Genomic DNA, 20099 nt, shown 5'->3' on the forward strand with positions numbered 1-20099 from the left:
TTACATCGAGGTCTTCTACAATCGAACCCGACGTCACAGCCATCTCGGCGGCGTCAGTCCCGAGGCCTTTGAACAGGCTGCTTTGTGAGGCGCCGGATTGTCTACTGCTCTGGGGGAAGTCCATCCCGATCGCGGTAAGAAATGCGCTTTTGTCCGTCAGTGCATTGCAGATGGCAAGGCGCGCGGTATCCCAACTCGGCCCTTCCAAGGCTACGTGCAGACCAACGATGTATCTCGACCAGGTGTCGCAGATCAGATAGACCACAGGCCTTCCAATGAGCTTAGTCCGATCGAACTTGCTCACCAACCAGATGTTGGCCACCGTTGCGTCGATCTCGAAGCGGTCTGTCGGCCCGTAGATTCCATGCCGAGCAGACGACTTTAGCGCCCTGAGCTTTAGATCCCAGTGCTTTCCCGCCAGAGCGCGCTGAACGTCCAGTCGCCGTCTGAAGCGAGCGTAGTAGTAGTGGAACTGACCGCTTGAGATGATCCGGTTGACGGGCCGAGGGCTCTTGTTGATCTGCCCGTCCCGACCGATTTCGATATCTACAAGGACATCGTCCTTCAAGTGCTCATATGCGCGCTGAATAGTCCATCCAGACTGGATGATCTTGGTCCTAGATACGTCCTCGATCAGTCGAATGTCTTCCGGCGTAGCATTCACGCCTATCAGTTCGGTGTCGTGGCCGGTTGCAACCGAAATCTTCGGCCGTCCTCGCTTCACCTCGCCGGCCTCCCGAGCTTTACCCGGCGCACCACATCGATCCTGCAGCCCCAGGAGGCCTCTCTTCCCGCCGAAGTGCCAGTACCGCGCAAGAAGGCGCCTCAAAGCGCGTGGCTGCATTTCGAGAGCCTCTGCTCGAACCGCTATCGCCCTCTGCCGCATCTCCGCATCGGAGACCAGCGCGGGGTACTGGGATTTCGAAACCAGCGGTTCGATCAACGCCCAGGACGAGTCGCGAGTGTCCTTAGCCGACTTCGGGATGCTCGACTCCGGCATGGTCATTACGAAGGGGAGAGCAACGTCGACCGGGCTTATATACCCCGCCTTGAGGCCCGCAATGACGCTTGAGTACGACGTGCGGACTGGAACACCCGACGCTGGCGGAGACATGAGATTGTCTGTGTCCAGCTTGAACAGGAATAAAGCATTCTTTGCGACTAGGGCATGCACAACGCGGAAATGCCCGTGCGGCAGGTCTTCGTCTCCAGAGATCTCTAGAACATCCCATCTACGAACAACGTAGCTGGTCACCCTCACCAGAAGTTCTCAGCCAAAGCCGGGTGCGGGTCCTTGAGCGCGAGCGACGCCGACAGATCGACTCGCACCCTGCGGGTGCAAACCAGAAACTTGAATAGATTGACCGCCTCCTCGTATGGGAGGCCACATGCTTTTCCCGCCCCAACGATCACCGCCCTCAGCGGCTCTGTAAGCTGCCGCGTGGATAAAGCGTCGATAAACGCAGCGGCTACTTTCTCATCGCAGGTGTAATCAGGGAAGTCCTTGAACACCTTGAATAGCCATCGCCCCCTCGATCGGACTTCGGAATTGGCAAGTGATTCCGTGACCAGCTTCCACGGAATGCCGCGGGATCGACATGCCGCACACTCCAGCGCCAATCTCGCCTGCACGTCGGGCTTCTCAAGCTCCGCCGATGGCTTAACGCTTCTTGCTACGTAGAGAACCCCACCATTTTGATCGTCGACGGAAAGCATCAAGTCGATCGTTACTTCGAATGGCTCCGATCCCCGATACGGGTGCCGGACCTTCAGCGCCTTGGCGATCTTGAGCGTTTCCTTGACTGGAATGATGGGGTACTGCTCCCTAATGTCCAAGACGCGAGGGGCCAATTCGGCGACGTAGTGATACGCAACCTCTCCACGCGACAGGTAATGATGTGTACGCCCGGTCAGTCTGCTTCGAACCCGATGTCTCTCACCTACAGAGTTTGTCTCGAACACATCGATGAAGGGCTCGTACTGAGCGTCAGTTTTGAGGCCCCAAGGGTCTCGCTCCGCGTGTATTTTTTTTGACGACAAAGATTCGTCATGTCACTAGAAATCTAGTGGCCTGCCCTCGGTAAACACTGGACTCAAATAGGTGGTCGGAGCTTGATGTGGTGAGCTGCAATCGGAGCCTAACTTGTACTCTCGCCCGAGGGATCAAATCCCCATACTGCCGGCCCGCATTTGATCCACCCCTGATCATATTGAACGCCGGGTACTCGGTCGGTCACGCATCGGAGCACGAGATCCAGATCTACGTAACGGCATATTTGACCGATGACGAAACCAGGCGCAGCTGCCAGTGATGTTCCGAGCATGCAACCGACCATCAAATCAAATCCCATTCCCCTAGCTTCGTGCGCTAGTTGCAGTCCGCGAGTCAGGCCACCACATTTGTCGAGCTTGATGTTGATTGCCTGCACGCGTCCCCTTAGACGCTCCAAGTCTTCAATGTCGCAAACAGATTCGTCGGCGACGATAGGAATCGGGCTACGAATCAGCGAGAGGCCTTCCTCATGGCCGACTGGGAACGGCTGCTCAATCAGCTCCACGCGGGACGACACCAGCACTGGAATCAGAGCATCTAAGCTGTCTGGCGTGAACCCTTGGTTGGCATCGACCACCAACGCCACCTCGGGTCGCGCATTGCCAACTGCACGTACGCGCTCCGAATCCTCCGGGTCGCCGGTTAGCTTGAGCTTGATGATTCTCGCGGGGCCGAAGTCCAGCGCCATCTTTGCCATTTCGCTCGGCGTATCTGCGCTCAGCGTGTACATCGTCTGAAGCGGCCGAGTTCCATTCAGGCCAACGAGTGATGCAACAGGAACTCGCTTCAGCTTTGATTCGAGCTCCCATAGCGCGCAGTCCAATGCGTTTCTAGCGCCGCCTGCTGGCAGAATTCGAATGAGGTCTTCCCGACTCGCACCGCTGCACAGTTCCGATGAGACTGCCTCCACCTGACTCAATAGGTCGGCTGCCGTCTCCCCTTTAAAGTAGACGCCCCAAGCTTCTCCTCGTCCCGTTACGCTGCCTTCCTCAATCTCAACGCTCAGCAGTTCGTACGTGTCGAACGAATGGCCCGTAATTCGCAGTGGCGTTTTCAGGGGCCTGCTTTCGATTTTAGCTTTAAGTCTTCTTTTCATTGTGCTGTTCAGCTTGGGCAAGTTGGCGGCTGATCTCTTCCTGCCGTGCGCGGGTGATCGGAAATCGGAGAAGAAGTGGAACAACTGATATCGTGATGATTGCGGGCAGATAGCAGTACGCAGCCTTTAGCCCGAACACGCCTGACGTGCTCTGGATATCTGCCGTTGCGTCAAAGCCCAAGACCTCGGCGAGGATCATCCCGCTCGCCATGCCTGCTCCGGTTACAGACTTCTGAATGAAGGTGTAGAACGAGTAGTACAGACCAGCATGGTCTTGCCCGAACCTGACTCGTCCGTAGTCCACGACGTCTCCGAGCATGGACGGCATCGCGACGGGTGCAGCAGCGTCAAAGAAGAAGTTGAGTGTCATCAGGATGGCCAGCGTCGCGAAAGCTGCTTCGCCCGGGCTGACGAAGCCCATCAGGCCTGTTGCGATGGCTCCGCCGAAGGCCCCAAGCGCCCAAGCCCGATGGCGCTCCATGCGATTGCAGATCCACCCCCATGCGGGGGCGGCCAGAATCGCCATGGGCACGGTGACCACGAGAAGCGGGGCGATCTGTTCTCCCAAGCCCAGATAGACGTCCAGAAACAGGAAGGTCACCCCCTTGGTCATACCTGAGGCAAAGCTATAGAGCAGAAATACGCCAGCCACGTACAGCAGCGGCCTGTTTCCGAGGATCGCCGCTACCATCTCGCTGCGCCGAAGTTTTTTCCTGGATTCCTCGGCATATCCCGTCGGGGCCAGCCGGAGAGCTGGCCAGGTCAGGATTGGAGCGCCTAGAACGACGATCAACGCGAACACAGCGAGCGTTCCCGGCGTGAACTCCTTCGTCGGCGCGAATCCAAGTGTTGGACCCACAAAAGGGACAACGAAGACCAAGAGGGCGCCGAGAAGCGACGTAACCAGAAGGATTACGGCGATCCGCGTACGGGCTCGATAGTCACTTGTCAGCTCGATGCTCCAGGCCTTGTATGGGATCTCGGTAACGGTCCACCCGGTGTAAAGAACTAGGTACCAGAGCGTGAAGTAGAAAACGCTCACACCCTCTGGCGGCATGAACAAGCAGTAGAGCGCGACCGTCATTACGATCGTCCCGACAGCGATCCAAGGCTTTCTCGATACTCCTCGCCGACGGAGGCTATCGGACCACGCCCCAATCAGTGGATCGGTAACGGCATCGAAGATCTTCGAGATGAGAACTGCCGAACCCAGCGCGGCCAGAGACAGCCCGAGATACTTGGCATATATGCCCGTCAGAACCTGCGACGCCGCAGTGTGCGTAAACCCCTGAAGGAGGGCCGGCAGCGCGAACACAGCAAGGATCCACCGCCCTGGGACTGAGGATGAAGAGTTGGAGGTGGCCATCGCGTGGGGACTCAGAAGGTGATCTTCGCTTCGATCCCGTAGCTGGGGGGACGAGCTCTCGACTGCCTCTCAGGCTGATTCGCGTCGAGCGCACCCTCGTTGTCGAGAAGATTTCTACCGTACAACGCGAACTGCACGGCCTCCAGCTCGACACTCAATCTTCCGTTGAGCATGTTTACGGGGTCAGAGTAGTAGTCGTACGACCCGTCCCGCTGGTATCGGGCAACGTCAGAGTAGCTATAGTCCAGCCGGAAAGCGCCGAGGTATCCGGAAGGCCAGTTGAAACCGATGGAAAACCCAGCAGAGCCCGTGAACGGCGATACGAAATCGACAGGATCGCCCTTTTTCTTCGAGTCGGCGTCTGTGACGAACGATGTGTCGATTAGCCCTCCCGCAAGGTACAGACTGATTCGTGGCGCTGGCTTGTAGATCAGATTCCAATCGATGCCTCTGCCCTCGACGTCCCCCTGGTTCGATATCGCAGTGAAGTTGCCCGTCCCACCCTCGGGTACAACCACTACTTGCACGTCAGTCCATTGGTTTAGGTACACGGCCATTTCAGCGACGAGTACCCCTCCCCACATCTCGAACTTTCCTCCTACCTCGAATGACTTCAGATGGTCTGGGTCGTAGGTGGGAGGAATCTCGGGGCTTGCTTGAATGTTTGCTCCTCCAGACCGGAATCCTTCTGCATAGGTTGCGTACAGCATCGCGCGATCGAGGAACTCGAAGACGTTGTCTGGTGCGCGCATCGAAAGCGCGAATCGCTTCGTCACCGCGCTGTACGACAGAGAATCAGAGCTCGCTGCATCAAACGTAACGGCACGTCCACTACTATCAGCCTGCAGATCTTCCTTGTAGTAGCGAACGCCGGCGGCGGTGTTCAGCCAGCTCGTCCAGTCATACTCGAGCTGTCCAAATAGCGACTTCGCTGTCGACTTGCTATCTGTCGTCACATCGATCAACGGAATAGACGGCAACCCAGGGGGGCCACCGACTATTGGCAGCTGGACGTCTGCCGCCAGATTTATCTTGGCGTTGAGGTTGAGCGATTGGTCAAACCGGCGGGCGTAGGCGCCCACCGTCCAGTTCAAGGCACTCCCGCCGATCGAATTTAGTCGAAGTTCGGCAGATTCTGACTCGCTTGCAACATCGTATCCGCCAGGCGACCCACGGATTATCTCCTCTGCAAAACCCTGCAAGAGCTCATCGATGGATTCGATCGCCCCCACAATTGGGATTGCGCCGGTCGTAAGCTCTGCTGTAATCGAGTCGCGGGCATCGAAGATGACGGTGTTCTCCCGGCTAAAGCGCGACGCTGTCAACAGAACGTCCGCCCAATCTGGCGTCCAATTGATATCGACGCTTGCAATGTTTCCGTCGTCCCAGATGCCGATTTCGTTTCCGTCAAAGCGTTGGTAGTTCTCATCTGCCGCGTTGACGCTGCCTGCTTCAATCGACTGCGTCAGCCCAGTGAGGCCTATGGTCCATCGCTCTCCAGGCTCCCACTGGAAGCGAGCTCGCGCATTCTTTTTCTGCGCCTCGTTATAGTTGTCCTGGCCGAGCTCGACCTGATCAATGTACCCCCCCAGGTCTGCCACGCCGCCTACTATTCTCAATGCGGCGCTATCCCATAGGGGCACATTGACTGCCGCATTCGCCTCAAGCCCCGGATCGGCACCGTCGGTGATGAATCCATCCGACTTTGCAACAAACTCCCACTCTCCGATTCGGGGCTTCTGGGTAATCAGCTTAACGGTCCCACCCATGGACCCTTCGCCATAGAGGGTGCCCTGCGGGCCACGAAGAATTTCTACCGAAGCCAGATCAAACGTTGCAGCGTCAGGCTGGGCCAGCGAGAACGTCGATAGCGATACGTTGTCCAACTGGTAGCCAACTGTTGCCTGACCGTGTGCCGACGAGATGCCGCGAATCTGCAGATGTTGGATGCCAGGACCTGACTCCATAACCGAGAAGGAGGGCGTTGCGGCAGCGATGTCGCGAAGGTTGTCCATGCCCATCTTTTCCAACGCATCCCCGGAAAGAGCAGTGATGGACATGGGGACGTCATAGATGTACTGCTCGCGCTTCTGGGCAGTGACGACAATCTCTTCGAGGCGCTGTGACCCAGACTCATCGAGTGTCTCGGGCTTCTCGCGCGCTTTTACGGGCTCTACTGGGATCGTTTCGTAGTCCTGTTCCTCGCTCACGTCGGATCCATCTGCTTCCTCAATCAGATCATCAATCTGAGCGTTGGCGGCATTAGCGGCAAGACACATCACGGTGGCGGCGATCACGCCGATGGATTTTGTATACATATCTCTCTCAGATTTCTCAGACGTTGTCCTGTCCCACTCGACGAGCTAGTCGAACGCCTAGTCGTACGTAACGAGCTGCGCCTGCTTCAGCACCAATGAATCCAATACGCCCGCGCAAAGCAGGATCTTCTGATTCAATCTGAAAGCAGTCCGCAGAAATGGCGGATAGCTCGGCGTGCCTCCGTACTGCGGACTCATCTCGGCGAGATGTGATGCTGATCGACAGCCCAGAGTCCTTGAGGCCGATGTGAACTCGCGTAGCGACGTTCTCATACGTGCCCACATAGTCCGAAAGCTCGGCCCGGCCTGGATTTGCACCTTGATCGGAGGGAACTGGCCTTTGCGCGATCTCGCTGAAGAAGTAGTCGCGCACTGCTTCGGATAGAGGAGTGCTTGGACTATTTGTTAGGAGGACAAACGCCTGTTTGGCGTTTGGAATGCACTGCATGTACGCCCATTGACCGGCAGTCGCGCCGTCGTGGCCGATAACCTTTCCGAATTCATCATCGGCCAGAAACCACGAAAGGCCCATCGCCGTGAATCCGATTCGACTATGCGGATACAGGGGCATCTGAGCTTTCTGCATCTGATCCACCATATGCGCGGATAGAATGCGAGCGCCTTTCTCGGATTCGCCCCCTCGCATATGCATGCTCGCGAAGAGAAGTAAATCTCGCGCCGACATGCTGAGCACCGATCCCGCAGGTGCGATGTTCAGCGGAAGATGGGTTATCGGTGAATGCCTTGTTCTAGCGCGACCATGCGCATCGGCGACATGCCCCATGGCGCACAGATGTCGTAGAGCTTCACGTGGGTCGGCGAACGCGTTTTGCATGCCCAGCGGCTCGCAGATGTACTTCATGACCGCGCGATGCCACGGCATTCGTCTCATGACTTCGACGATGCGTCCCGCCACTACGTAACCGCTATTGCAATAGCTGATCGCGGCCCCTAGAGGGTGAAGCTGTGGAAGAAGAGCAAGCTTATGAACGTAGCTCTCAACCGACGCGCACCATGCGTCGTCTGGCGGATAGAAGTCTCCATCCATTCCACTCGTATGAGTCAATAGATGCCTTACCGTTACACGCTTTCTCACATCTTTGTCGGCGATATGAAAGTCCGGCAGATAGCTCAGGACAGGCGCGTCTAGATCTAGGACTTCTTCGTCGACAAGCTGTGCAATGAGCGTGGCGGTAAAGACCTTCCCGATGGATCCGATTTGGAATACAGAGTCCTCGCGAACACTGACGTCTGTTTCTATGTTCAGGACGCCACTTGCCGCCTGTAGCGTGGTGCCTCGATCAAGGACAGCGACACTTGCACCCACAACTGAGTGGCGAACGAGTTGTTCATTGAGAAACTGCTGAAGGCGGCGGCGTGCCTCAGCGTTTCCCTCAGGTGCTGCCCGGCTCATTGCTTCTGCCCTTTGCGAGCCCCCGGCTCCGGCTTTGACAGCTCGGGCATCATGCGATCGATCGTGGTCTCGACTCCCTTCCGAAAGGCCTCTTGCTGCGACCCCTTGAACATGTCCGACTGCCGAAGGGCGACGATCATGTCTATCTCCCCAGGAGCCATTGTCTTTACCCAAGCCCTACGCGCCTTGACGGAAAGTCCCTTCTCGGAACCTCGAAGCGCGATCGCTTGGTTGTAAGCGAAACCGCGCAGGAGCGACACACACAGAGCCGCGACCTCAATCGATACGCCTGCGTCTACAAGTGTCCGAAGCGTCGAGTTAATGAGGAGAACTCGAGACCGTTCGGCCGTTGGCCCTGATACAGATTCGAGATTCGGGTGCTGTAGAACGACCTTGTGGTACGAAACGGCCATGTCGACTAACTGCTCACGCAGCGGCACGTTTCGCGTTGGTTCCGGGGCACGCACGCTGGACATCAGATGGCTGACGATTGCATCCTCGACGTCCATCAGTGACTTGAAGTAGTTGTAGATGGTCGCCGGACCAGTTCCGAGCTTCCGAGCGATTGCCCGAAGGCTCAGCGCCTCGTGTCCCTCTTCGTCGAGGATCGAGAGCGCGGCTGACACGATCTCGGCCCGATCAAATAGCCGCGCCTTTCCGCCTCTCGGTTTCTCGATCGGGTTGCGCTCTGTTTCGATTGTGTTCAAGAACTGCTCCTAATGAGCCACGAGATTTGGCACGTGTGGTTTGAACGCCTTTGCGGTGCTCTGCGGCATCTCGAAGTGACGCTGGCAGAGAGCCCCTTGTAAGAAGGCGAGAACGATGGCAGAGAGGTCCTTCGCCATTGCCGGACCTTGAGGGGCGCGTAGACCCAGCAGTGACCTGATCGCTGGCCGGCCGACAAGGGTTAGGTCGGTGAAATCCAAGTGACCTGCGCCTACAGCCCAGTAGCGCGCGAGCGGCTGGATTCTTTGCTTGTCCGGACGCTCATAAAAGAAGTCGTTCCAAGCTCGCCCTTTTGGCAATTGAGCTGCTTCGGACTGCAGCAGCAACAACGGCGTGCGCGATTCACGCTCAAACAGGTCGGCGCAGAACTGCCCCCCATCGAGATTGGCGACGGCGTGGATCCGTTCGTCGCATTCGCCAGCCACGGCGCTGGCCGCGCCTCCGAAGGACATCCCTATCGCCGCAACTTTTCTGAGATCGATATAGGGGCCGAGCCGAGGGTCCTTCAACACGGCCGATATAGCGGCAGTTATGTGGCCCGCCCAGCGATGACATTCACTCGCCAGCGGCTCGATCATTGCGTGTTTCAGACTGGCGACACGCAGATCGCTAGGTGACCTCGCGTGACGGACAGTACGGGCCGATTTGATTGCGTCTGGATTTAGAAGCAGTTTCCGGCGTTGTTCCGAGCTCAGTACTTCGACCTTACCGCCGGGCCAGGCGATAGCAGCAGCGCCGCCGGGATGAGCAATCGAGACAACTAGGAAGCCATGGCTCGAGAGCTCTTCTGCGAGGACTGTGTTCTGCGCCACATGACCGCCAAGCCCATGCGAGAAAATGACTAGCGGACAGCTCGGATTGATGCCTTCCGGCGCGTTGTCTTCGAACGCGCTGGTCTTTGTCCGCCCAAAATGCTCGAGAACCGCAGTCGGGAGAATCGATTGTCCGGCTCGAATCGCACGCACATCCGCTTCTGAGTACAGCATTGCGCGATTGCCGCCCGGCTCTGCTCTCGGGTACCACACTCGAGCTGCCAGACGTGGTGTCGATTCGAGTACGAGGTCGCACCTCCCAACAGGGTAAGGTCCGCTGGGCTTTGGCCAAGGGGCCATCGATAACGCCCGCGCAGGCGACACCCGTATCAAAACTCCCGCAATCGCGAGAATCGCGCGGAGCAAGGAAACGATGGCAGGAAGAAGTAAGCGCATTTGTTGCCTTGTCGGCGTGGCCACACTCATTACGAACGATGTTCGTGTTAATCTATAAGAACAGTGTTCGTATTCAGAGTCAAGTGAGGCGATCAAGATGAAGGTGTACGAGTATTCTCGGCATGATGCGGTGGGCCTCGCTCAGATCCTCCGGCGTGGCGATGTCACGGCCGACGAACTGCAGAGCTGTGCACTCAAAGCTATAGAGGCCATGAACCCGACACTCAACTTCATGTCGGGCGCTCCTGTGCCGATGCCGATCAATGCCGTCACCGGGCCATTTTCAGGAGTTCCGATCCTGCTGAAGGAGGGTCACGCATGCGCGGGACTTCCTTTGGCTCAAGGATCGAGGTTGACGGCAGGTTTGAAGGCACCGCAGGACAGCGAGTTCGTCAGGAGATTGAAGGCGACTGGTGTCAGGATTCTCGGCTCAACGACCGCTCCGGAGTTCGGGATCTACAACGTCACAGAGTCCAAGCTACATGGAGCTACCCGAAACCCATGGAACTTGGACCACTCGCCCGGTGGGTCGAGCGGCGGCTCGAGCGTAGCCGTCTCGGCCGGTGTTGTGCCCGTGGCCTCGTCGAGTGACGGGGGAGGGTCGATCAGAGGGCCAGCACATTGCACCGGGACATTTGGACTGAAGCCCTCGCGCGGGCGAAATCCCACCTCCAACGGAGACGGGGGGCTCTTCCCCTTCGCCCATTTTCACGTGACAAGTCGAAGCGTTCGCGACTCGGCTGCCTTCTTGGACTCGCTGCATGGACCAGTCCTCGGCTCGCGCTATAGCGTTCCGCCACCTGCTCGACCATTCCTTGAGGAGGTCGGCGCACCAACAGGGAAGCTTCGCATTGCAGTCACGGTCACGTCCCCGTCGCCGACAGCCCTCTCCCCCGAGTGCCTCAAAGGAATTTCAGACGCCGCGAAGCTCTGCGAGCAACTGGGGCATCACGTTGAAGAGGGAGCCCCAATCGTCGACTGGTCAAAGGTCATGGGCGCATTTATCCCGTCGTGGATTTGCGTCCTCCCATCTGCGCTGGAAACCCTGAGCAAGTTGACCGGACGTCCTCTAAGTCCGGATACGCTCGAGATCAAAACCCTCGAGGCCTACGAGCTGGCCAAGCAACTGAAGCCAGAGGATCTTTTCCGCGCAGATGCTTGTTTCCAGGAGGTCAGGCGTTCGGTAGATGTGTTTTTTCAGAAGTACGACGCTTGGATAATGCCAAGTGGCGTGTCACAAGCACCACTCATTGGGCAATTCGACCCTAGTGCGCCTGGGACTGAGAGCAATCTTGACTATGGGTGGCGCTCTCTCAATGACTATTCTGCGTTCACACCACTGCAGAACATCACCGGGCATCCAGCGGCATCCGTGCCACTGATTCAGGGTAGCAACGGACTACCGGTAGGCATCCAGGTAGTGACTCGGATGGGCGACGAAGCGACCCTGCTAAGGCTTGCCTCCCAGCTGGAGATGGCCCATCCGTGGAGTGGGAGAATTCCACCGAACAGCGCGCTCCACTTGCGCCAGTAACAAAAGACGCGATCTGCCAAGCAGGCAAATATCGCGTCCCGATCGTCACCTAGTGCTCCAGTGCCGGCGGCTTCGTCCTCACAGACTGAGCGCAATTCTAGAGTTTCGAACGAAATGAGCATCACTGCCCTTGGTTCGAACGAATGGTTGTGGGCCTCTGCAGTGTGCCATACCTGTCGACACGCTGGAATTGGTCCAAACGATCACTGGTGGCGTCACCCAGCTTGGGCGCCTCCCAAGGGACAAAGTTTATTCCTTGACTGAAGCGGACAAAGAATTCCTTTTTAATCAATGTGACTAGTGACAGGCTATTTTCAATCTAACACCTCACTTGGCACCTTCTAAAGTGCTACTCGACTGTGACCGACTTGGCGAGGTTGCGCGGCTGATCCACATCGGTGCCACGCAGCACAGCGACGTGATACGCGAGCAGCTGCAACGGAATGGTGTACAGCAGCGGCGACTGCAGCGGCTCGATGTGGTCCGGCATGGTCATGATCTCGATGCCGTCACCGGGCTCGAAGCCGGTGTTGGGATCGGCGAACACGAACAGGCGTGCGCCGCGGGCGCGGACTTCCTGCAGATTTGATTTGAGCTTTTCCAGCAGGCGGTCGTTCGGAGCGACGGCGATCACCGGCATGTCGTCGTCGACCAGCGCCAGCGGACCGTGCTTGAGTTCGCCGGCCGGATAGGCTTCGGCGTGGATGTACGAGATTTCCTTGAGCTTGAGCGCGCCCTCGAGTGCGATCGGGTAGCTCGGGCCGCGGCCGAGGAACAGTGCGTGATGCTTGTCCGCGAACTGTTCGGCCCAGACTTTGATCTGCGCATCGAGCTTGAGCGTGTGCTCGACCATTTCTGGCAGGCTGCGGATCTGCCGCGCGTACAGCGCGGTGATACGGCGATCGATGCCGCGACGCTGCGCCACAGCCAGACCGAGCAGTGACAAAGCGGCGAGCTGCGTGGTGAAGGCCTTGGTACTGGCAACACCGACTTCCGGACCGGCGCGGGTCATCAGCGACAGATCGGCTTCGCGCACCAGCGAGGATTCGGGCACGTTGCAGATTGCAGCGGTGGCGACGTAGCCGAGCTTTTTCGCTTCACGCAGCGCGGCCAGCGTGTCCGCGGTTTCGCCGGACTGGGAGATTGCCAGGAACAGGGTGTTGGGACTGACCACCGGATTGCGGTAACGATACTCGCTGGCAACTTCGACCGTGCAGGGAATGCGTGCACCCTGCTCCAGGTAATACCGTGCAACCAGACCGGCGTGATAGCTGGTCCCGCAGGCGACGATATGCACCTGCATGACCTGCGGCAGGATGGTTGCGGCCTTGGGGCCGAACGCCGCTTCGAGCACGTGATCACCGACGATGCGCTCGGACAGGGTGTCCGCGATCGCGCGCGGTTGCTCGTAGATTTCCTTGAGCATGTAGTGCGCGTATTCGCCGCGCTCGACCGCATCGGCGGACAGGCTCGATACATGCTCCGGCCGCGTCACGGCCTCGCCCTGCTGATTGAAGATCTCGACGGTGTCGCGGCGGATATCGGCGACGTCACCTTCTTCGAGGAAAATGAAGCGGCGCGTTTCCGGCAACAGTGCCTGCACGTCGGACGCGACGAAGTTCTCGCCCTCGCCCAGGCCGATCACCAAGGGGCTGGCGATGCGCGCAACGACGATGCGGTCAGGCACCTGCGCGTCGAACACGACAATGGCGTAGGCACCCGTCAGGCGCGCCACGGCCTGCTGTACCGCGCGGGTCAGATCGCCGGCCGTCTTGGCACAGTCGTGGATCAGATGCGCGATGACTTCTGTATCGGTCTCGGATTGGAACACATAGCCGCGTTCGAGCAGTTCGGCCCGCAGGGGCTCGTAGTTCTCGATGATGCCGTTGTGGATCACCGCAATGCGGCCACCGGACACATGCGGATGGGCGTTGGCTTCGGTCACGCCGCCATGCGTGGCCCAGCGCGAATGCGCGATGCCGATCGCGCCGGAGCACGGCGCCGCCGTCAGCTTCTCTTCCAGACGCGCGACCTTGCCCACCGCGCGCCGCAGCGCCAGTTGGCCGTTGCCATCGACCAGCGCAACGCCGGTCGAATCGTAGCCGCGGTACTCGAGGCGCCGCAGTCCTTCGATCAGGATGGGGGTGACGTCACGGGGCGCGATGGCGCCGACAATTCCGCACATGGTCCGCTGTCTGATGTTGCTGTATTAACGGGCATTCTAAGCGTTGCGCGGCGACGATACCCAAAATCGGGCCATCCGGCTGGACAGACAGCTCGGCATCAATGAATCCGTCGGCTGCGCATTACAGCGAGTTGCTCCGTCGAAATTCACTGACGCAAGCTGCGCTGGGGGAGCAGACCATCCGCCTCGCGTCGCGTGCACAGTACTCGGGCAGATGCTCGGAGAAATGCCGCGCGAGGGATTGATTTGGATTCACAGCCAGATCTCACATGATCGGGCGGTGACGCCCTAACAACACCGCCCTACTTCTTCTTTCCTTTCTTCTGCGGGCGCTGCCAGCTGGGATAGGTCTTCTGCTCGCGCGCGCGGCACAGGGTCAGGCCGCCTGCCGGCACGTCCTTGGTAATGGTCGATCCCGCCGCAATGGTCGCGCCTCGACCCACCGTCACCGGTGCCACCAACTGGGTATCCGAGCCAATGAAGGCGTCGTCCTCGATCGTGGTCTGATGTTTGTTGGCGCCGTCGTAGTTGCAGAAAATCGTGCCCGCACCGATGTTGACGCCGCGCCCGACGCTACCGTCACCCAGATACGCCAGATGATTGGCCTTGCTGCCGTGGCCGATCCGGGTGTTCTTGACCTCGACGAAGTTGCCGACGTGAACTTCATCCGCCAGCTGCGCGCCAGGACGCAGGCGCGCAAATGGACCGATGCGCACGTCGGCACCGGCACTGCAGTCTTCCAGCACGGAATGGGCATCGACACGCGTACCGGCGCCGAGGCGGACATTGCGCAATACGCAGTGCGGTCCGATCTGCACACCGTTGCCCAGTTCGACGCGGCCTTCGAAGACACAGCCGACATCGATGGCAACATCGGCACCGCAGACGAGTTCGCCGCGCAGATCGAAGCGCGCCGGATCGGCCAGAGTCACCCCGGCTCGCATCAGCGCATCGGCGTGGCGACGCTGCAGTTCGCGCTCCAGCCCCGCCAGCTGGATCTTGTCGTTGACTCCGGCCACATCGGCAGCACAGGCGGCGGATACGGCCGTGACCTTGAGCTTGTCGCGCACGGCCAGGGCGACGATATCGGTCAGATAGAACTCGCCGCTGGCATTGTCGTTGCCGATCTTGCTGAGCCAACGCCGCAAGCGCTTGGCTGGCATCGCCATCAGACCGGTATTGACCTCGCGGATGCGCTGCTGCGCCGGCTTCGCATCCTTGTGTTCGACGATGCCCTTCACCTGCCGTGCACGATCACGCAGGATGCGACCGTAGCCGCTGGGATCGTCAAGCTCGACGGTCAGCAGCGCCAGGCCGCGCCGGCCGGCCTGCACCAGGCTTGTCAGGGTTTCCGGTGGCGTCAGCGGTACGTCGCCATACAGCACCAGCACGACCGCATCATCCGGCACTGCCGGCATCGCCTGCTGGACCGCGTGCGCCGTGCCTTGCTGCTGCGCCTGCAATACCCAGCTCAGCGGCGCACCGGCAAAAGCATGCTGGGCCCACTGCTGGACACGCTCGGCGCCGTGACCGTAGACAACATGGATCGCGGCGGGCGCAAGCTTCGACGCCGACTGCAGCACATGAGCCAACAGCGGTTGCCCCGCCAGCGGCTGCAGCACTTTGGGCAGATCGCTTTTCATACGCGTGCCCTTGCCAGCCGCCAGCACGATGCAATGCAGGGGTGCAGTCTTGCTCAATCCGGAGTCCTCACAAACGAAAATCCCGCCCATGCTGCCCGAAATCGCTTCAGGGCGTCATGTGCGGGATTGTCTTCGTGCCGAGCCGCAGCCCGGCATGCGTAGCCTAGCGGCCGATCTTCTTCAGGTTCTGGACGAACTGCAGCCGCGCCGCGGCCTCGATCAGCTCGGCCTGCGCACGGGCCAGATCGATATCCGAATTGGCGCCGGCGAGCTTCTCCTCGGCCTGCTGCTTGGCAGCCAGTGCAGCAGCTTCGTCAGCATCCTTGGCGCGCAGTGCTGTATCAGCCAGCACAGTGACCAGATACGGCTGCACTTCGAGAATGCCGCCGCCGACGAAGAACGGCAGTATCTCGCCGTCCGGCGTCTGCACGCGCACGGTGCCCGGCTTCATCCGGGTCAGCAGCGGTGCGTGGCGCGGCGCGATACCGACTTCACCCATCTCCGCCGGCGCGAACACCATCTGGGCTTCGCCCGAATGGATGTGCCCTTCGGCGGAAACGATGTCTACGTGGATATTGGCCATCAGGTTCCTCTCTGGCGATTCAGTCGATTAGACCTTCTTCGCCTTTTCGATCGCTTCGTCAATCGTGCCGACCATGTAGAACGCCTGCTCCGGCAGGTGGTCGTACTCGCCCGAAACGATGCCCTGGAACCCACGGATGGTTTCCGCCAGCGACACGTACTTGCCCGGCGAACCAGTGAAGATTTCAGCAACGTGGAACGGCTGCGACAGGAAGCGCTGGATCTTGCGCGCACGCGACACGACCTGCTTGTCTTCTTCCGACAGCTCGTCCATGCCGAGGATCGCGATGATGTCCTTCAGTTCCTTGTAGCGCTGCAGCACGCCCTGCACGTCGCGCGCGCACTGGTAGTGCTCGGCGCCGACGACGTTCGGATCCAGCTGACGCGAGGTCGAGTCGAGCGGATCAACTGCCGGATAGATACCCAGCGAGGCGATGTCACGCGACAAAACGACGGTGGAATCCAGATGCGCGAAGGTCGTGGCCGGCGACGGATCGGTAAGATCGTCCGCGGGCACGTAGACGGCCTGGATCGAGGTGATCGAGCCCTTCTTGGTCGAGGTGATGCGCTCCTGCAGAACGCCCATTTCCTCGGCCAGAGTCGGCTGGTAACCCACCGCCGACGGCATACGGCCCAGCAGTGCCGACACTTCGGTACCGGCCAGCGTGTAACGGTAGATGTTGTCGACGAACAGCAGAACGTCGCGGCCTTCGTCGCGGAAGTACTCGGCCATGGTCAGACCGGTCAGCGCCACGCGCAGACGGTTGCCGGGCGGCTCGTTCATCTGGCCGTACACCATCGCAACCTTGGACTCGCCGAGATTCTTCTCGTTGACGACGCCCGACTCCATCATCTCGTGATAGAAGTCGTTACCTTCACGGGTACGCTCACCGACGCCGGCGAACACGGACAGACCCGAGTGCGCCTTCGCGATGTTGTTGATCAGCTCCATCATGTTGACGGTCTTGCCGACGCCGGCACCGCCGAACAGACCGACCTTGCCGCCCTTGGCGAACGGGCACAGCAAGTCGATGACCTTGATGCCGGTTTCCAGCAGCTCGGTCGAACCGGCCTGATCTTCGTAGCTCGGAGCTGCGCGATGGATCGCCCAGCGCTCTTCCGTCGCGACCGGACCGACTTCGTCGATCGGCTCGCCGAGCACGTTCATGATGCGGCCCAGGGTTCCCGGGCCCACCGGCACCGAGATCGGCGCTCCGGTGTTCTGCGCGGTCAGACCGCGCTTGAGGCCTTCCGACGCGCCGAGCGCAATCGTGCGCACCACGCCGTCGCCGAGCTGCTGCTGGACTTCCAGCGTCAGATCAGTGCCATCGATCTTGAGCGCGTCATAAATTTTTGGAATCGCGTCGCGCGGAAATTCCACGTCGACGACGGCGCCGATAACTTGGACGATCTTGCCAGTGCTCATGTTGTCTGCTTCCTAGTGAATCCGGTTTCCGTATCCGTGTGAGGCGATCCGGCGGGCATCCGCCGCGAGTCGCCGCCGACTCGATACGTGTTTATCCGACCGCGGCCGCGCCGCCCACGATTTCTGCCAGTTCTTTGGTGATGTTGGCCTGACGCGCCTTGTTATAGGCGAGTTCAAGCTGGCCGATGATCTTGCCCGCGTTGTCGCTCGCAGACTTCATCGCGACCATGCGCGCGGACTGCTCGCAGGCTGCGTTCTCGATCACGGCCTGATACACCTGCGACTCGATGTAGCGCATCAGCACCGAGTCCATCAGCTCGTTGGACGCCGGCTCGTAGATGTAGTCCCAATGCTCAAGCAGGCCTTCGCTCTTGACCGGCTCCAGCGGCAGCAACTGCATCGGCGTTGCCTTCTGGGTCATCGTGTTGACGAACTGGTTCGACACGATCAAGACGCGGTCAACGCTGCCGTCACGATAGGCGTCGGTCATGACCTTGATCACACCGAGCAGCTGCTCCAGATGCGGCCGGTCGCCCAGCTGCGAACTGGTCGCCAGAACCTTGCCGCCCATGCGCCGGAAGAACGAAATCGCCTTGCCGCCAATCAGCGCAAAGTCGACTTCCACACCCTTCGCGCGCCATTCACGCACTTCGCGCACCGTGGTGCGGAAGGCGTTCATGTTCAGACCGCCGCAGAGGCCGCGATCAGACGACACGATCAGGTAGACCACGCGCTTGACCTCGCGCTCTACCGTGAACGGATGCTTGTATTCCAGATTCGCCTGCGCCAGATGACCCAGCGTACGGCGGATCTTCTCAGCGTAGGGACGAGCCGCCGACATGCGATCCTGCGCCTTGCGCATTTTCGACATGGCGACCTTTTCCATCGCCCGCGTGATCTTCTGCGTGTTCTTAACGCTTTTGATCTTGGTGCGAATTTCCTTGGCGCCAGCCACGTGCTTGCCTCGCTAAATAGTGTGGGAGCGGATCAGACCGCAGCCTGCTTGATGTAGGCGTCCATCGCCGACTTCAGCGCGCTTTCGAGATCCCCGTTCCAGTCGCCGGAATCGAGCTTGCCCAGCAGGTCAGCCTGATTCGTTGCGAGGTACTGATGCAGTCCCGATTCCCAGGCCAGCACCTTCGACACCGGAACGGCGTCGATGTAACCCTTTTCCACCGAGTACAGCGACGCAGCCATCTGGCCGACGGACAGCGGCTCGTACTGCTTCTGCTTCATCAGCTCGGTCACGCGCTGACCGCGCTCAAGCTGCTTGCGGGTGGCTTCATCGAGGTCCGAGGCGAACTGCGCGAACGCCGCGAGTTCACGGTACTGCGCCAGGTTGGTACGAATACCACCGGCCAGCTTCTTGATGACCTTGGTCTGGGCCGCACCACCGACGCGCGACACCGAGATACCGGCGTTCATGGCGGGACGGATACCGGCATTGAACATGTCGGTTTCGAGGAAGATCTGACCGTCGGTGATCGAAATCACGTTGGTCGGAACGAACGCCGAAACGTCACCGGCCTGGGTTTCGATGATCGGCAGCGCCGTCAGCGAACCGGTCTTGCCCTTGACCGCACCGTTGGTGAGCTTCTCAACGTAATCCTCGTTGATGCGCGCAGCGCGTTCCAGCAGGCGGGAGTGGAGATAGAACACGTCGCCAGGGAACGCTTCGCGACCCGGCGGGCGGCGCAGCAACAGAGAAACCTGACGATAAGCGACGGCCTGCTTGGACAGATCGTCATAGATGATCAGCGCGTCTTCACCCTTGTCGCGGAAGTACTCGCCCATCGAGCAGCCGGAGTACGGCGCGATGAACTGCAGTGCTGGCGACTCAGCGGCGGCGGCAGCGACAACGATGGTGTGCGCCATCGCGCCATGCTCTTCGAGCTTGCGCACGACGTTCGCGATCGAGCTGTTCTTCTGCCCGATGGCCACGTAGATGCACTTAATGCCCGAGCCCTTCTGATTGATGATCGTGTCGATCGCCAGCGCGGTCTTGCCGGTCTGACGGTCGCCGATGATCAGCTCACGCTGACCACGGCCGATCGGCACCATCGAGTCGACCGCCTTGTAGCCGGTCTGCACCGGCTGGCTGACCGACTTACGGGTGATGACGCCCGGGGCCACCTTTTCGATCGGCGCCGTGCCGGCCGCTTCGATCGGGCCCTTGCCGTCGATCGGATTGCCGAGCGCGTCGACGACGCGGCCGAGCAAACCTTCACCCACCGGCACTTCGAGAATGCGGCCGGTCGTCTTGACCGTGTCGCCTTCTGCCAGATGCTTATAGTCGCCGAGAATGACCGCGCCGACGGAGTCGCGCTCAAGGTTCAGTGCGAGGCCGAAGGTATTCCCCGGGAACTCGAGCATTTCACCCTGCAGCGCGTCGGACAGGCCGTGAATACGCACGATGCCGTCCTGCAGCGAGACGATGGTGCCAGTGTTGCGGGCCTCGGTGGTCGCATCGAAGTTCTGGATGCGCGCCTTGATGAGGTCGCTGATTTCGGAAGGATTGAGTTGCATACGAACCGTGTCCTGAAAATTT

At 59.7% G+C, this 20099-nt stretch carries 15 protein-coding genes; 2 read left to right on the forward strand and 13 right to left on the reverse strand.

Features of this window, described 5'->3' with window-relative positions; translation table 11 throughout:
• The coding region (locus tag E4T66_RS21855; RefSeq protein ID WP_367396750.1) for an IS3 family transposase at positions 1-88 on the forward strand (88 nt) is incomplete at its 5' end.
• A gap of 1169 nt (positions 89-1257) precedes the next feature.
• Here the strand turns inward: E4T66_RS21855 and E4T66_RS11075 are convergent.
• From E4T66_RS11075 to E4T66_RS11105, 7 genes are all read right to left on the reverse strand, one after another.
• Positions 1258-1836: a TnsA endonuclease N-terminal domain-containing protein gene (locus tag E4T66_RS11075; protein ID WP_169577577.1), complete on the reverse strand. Its 579-nt coding sequence runs from the start codon at positions 1834-1836 to the stop codon at positions 1258-1260.
• Between the two features lie 302 nt (positions 1837-2138).
• Positions 2139-3149 (reverse strand): dipeptide epimerase, encoded by a 1011-nt coding sequence (locus E4T66_RS11080; RefSeq protein WP_136849107.1) that lies wholly within the window; start codon positions 3147-3149, stop codon positions 2139-2141.
• Entirely contained in the window at positions 3133-4515 is a 1383-nt protein-coding gene (locus E4T66_RS11085) for an MFS transporter (RefSeq protein ID WP_136849108.1), read from the reverse strand. The genes E4T66_RS11080 and E4T66_RS11085 overlap by 17 nt, the downstream gene beginning before the upstream one ends.
• An 11-nt stretch (positions 4516-4526) precedes the next feature.
• Entirely contained in the window at positions 4527-6833 is a 2307-nt protein-coding gene (locus tag E4T66_RS11090) for a TonB-dependent receptor (protein WP_136849109.1), read from the reverse strand.
• A 16-nt stretch (positions 6834-6849) separates the two neighbouring features.
• Entirely contained in the window at positions 6850-8247 is a 1398-nt protein-coding gene (locus E4T66_RS11095; RefSeq protein ID WP_136849110.1) for a serine hydrolase domain-containing protein, read from the reverse strand.
• A complete protein-coding gene (locus E4T66_RS11100; RefSeq protein WP_136849111.1) occupies positions 8244-8954 on the reverse strand; it encodes a TetR/AcrR family transcriptional regulator in 711 nt (236 codons plus the stop codon). Before E4T66_RS11100 ends, E4T66_RS11095 begins: the two co-directional genes overlap by 4 nt.
• Before the next feature lie 9 nt (positions 8955-8963).
• A complete protein-coding gene (locus tag E4T66_RS11105; RefSeq protein ID WP_136849112.1) occupies positions 8964-10211 on the reverse strand; it encodes an alpha/beta hydrolase family protein in 1248 nt (415 codons plus the stop codon).
• 67 nt (positions 10212-10278) lie between these two features.
• Between E4T66_RS11105 and E4T66_RS11110 the strand changes: the two genes are divergently transcribed.
• The gene (locus E4T66_RS11110; protein WP_136849113.1) at positions 10279-11715 is read left to right on the forward strand and encodes an amidase; all 1437 of its coding nucleotides are present in this window, start codon (positions 10279-10281) and stop codon (positions 11713-11715) included.
• 349 nt (positions 11716-12064) lie between these two features.
• On the opposite strand, the gene glmS is transcribed toward E4T66_RS11110, so the two are convergent.
• The 6 genes from glmS to atpA all read right to left on the reverse strand — a co-directional run bounded on the left by glmS (position 12065) and on the right by atpA (position 20077).
• A complete protein-coding gene (gene glmS / locus E4T66_RS11115) occupies positions 12065-13900 on the reverse strand; it encodes a glutamine--fructose-6-phosphate transaminase (isomerizing) (protein ID WP_136849114.1) in 1836 nt (611 codons plus the stop codon).
• Between the two features lie 302 nt (positions 13901-14202).
• Positions 14203-15600, reverse strand: a complete 1398-nt coding sequence (gene glmU / locus E4T66_RS11120; protein WP_248679648.1) for a bifunctional UDP-N-acetylglucosamine diphosphorylase/glucosamine-1-phosphate N-acetyltransferase GlmU — start codon at positions 15598-15600, stop codon at positions 14203-14205.
• A 106-nt stretch (positions 15601-15706) separates the two neighbouring features.
• The gene (locus tag E4T66_RS11125) at positions 15707-16129 is read right to left on the reverse strand and encodes a F0F1 ATP synthase subunit epsilon (protein WP_136849115.1); all 423 of its coding nucleotides are present in this window, start codon (positions 16127-16129) and stop codon (positions 15707-15709) included.
• Between the two features lie 24 nt (positions 16130-16153).
• Positions 16154-17551, reverse strand: coding sequence for a F0F1 ATP synthase subunit beta (atpD, locus tag E4T66_RS11130; RefSeq protein WP_136849116.1), 1398 nt, complete (start codon positions 17549-17551; stop codon positions 16154-16156).
• Between the two features lie 91 nt (positions 17552-17642).
• The gene (atpG, locus tag E4T66_RS11135; protein WP_136849117.1) at positions 17643-18506 is read right to left on the reverse strand and encodes a F0F1 ATP synthase subunit gamma; all 864 of its coding nucleotides are present in this window, start codon (positions 18504-18506) and stop codon (positions 17643-17645) included.
• A 32-nt stretch (positions 18507-18538) separates the two neighbouring features.
• A complete protein-coding gene (gene atpA / locus E4T66_RS11140; RefSeq protein WP_136849118.1) occupies positions 18539-20077 on the reverse strand; it encodes a F0F1 ATP synthase subunit alpha in 1539 nt (512 codons plus the stop codon).
• Positions 20078-20099: the final 22 nt, after the last annotated feature.

Origin of the sequence: Sinimarinibacterium arenosum, from assembly GCF_005047655.1 — a bacterium.
GTDB lineage: Bacteria > Pseudomonadota > Gammaproteobacteria > Nevskiales > Nevskiaceae > Solimonas.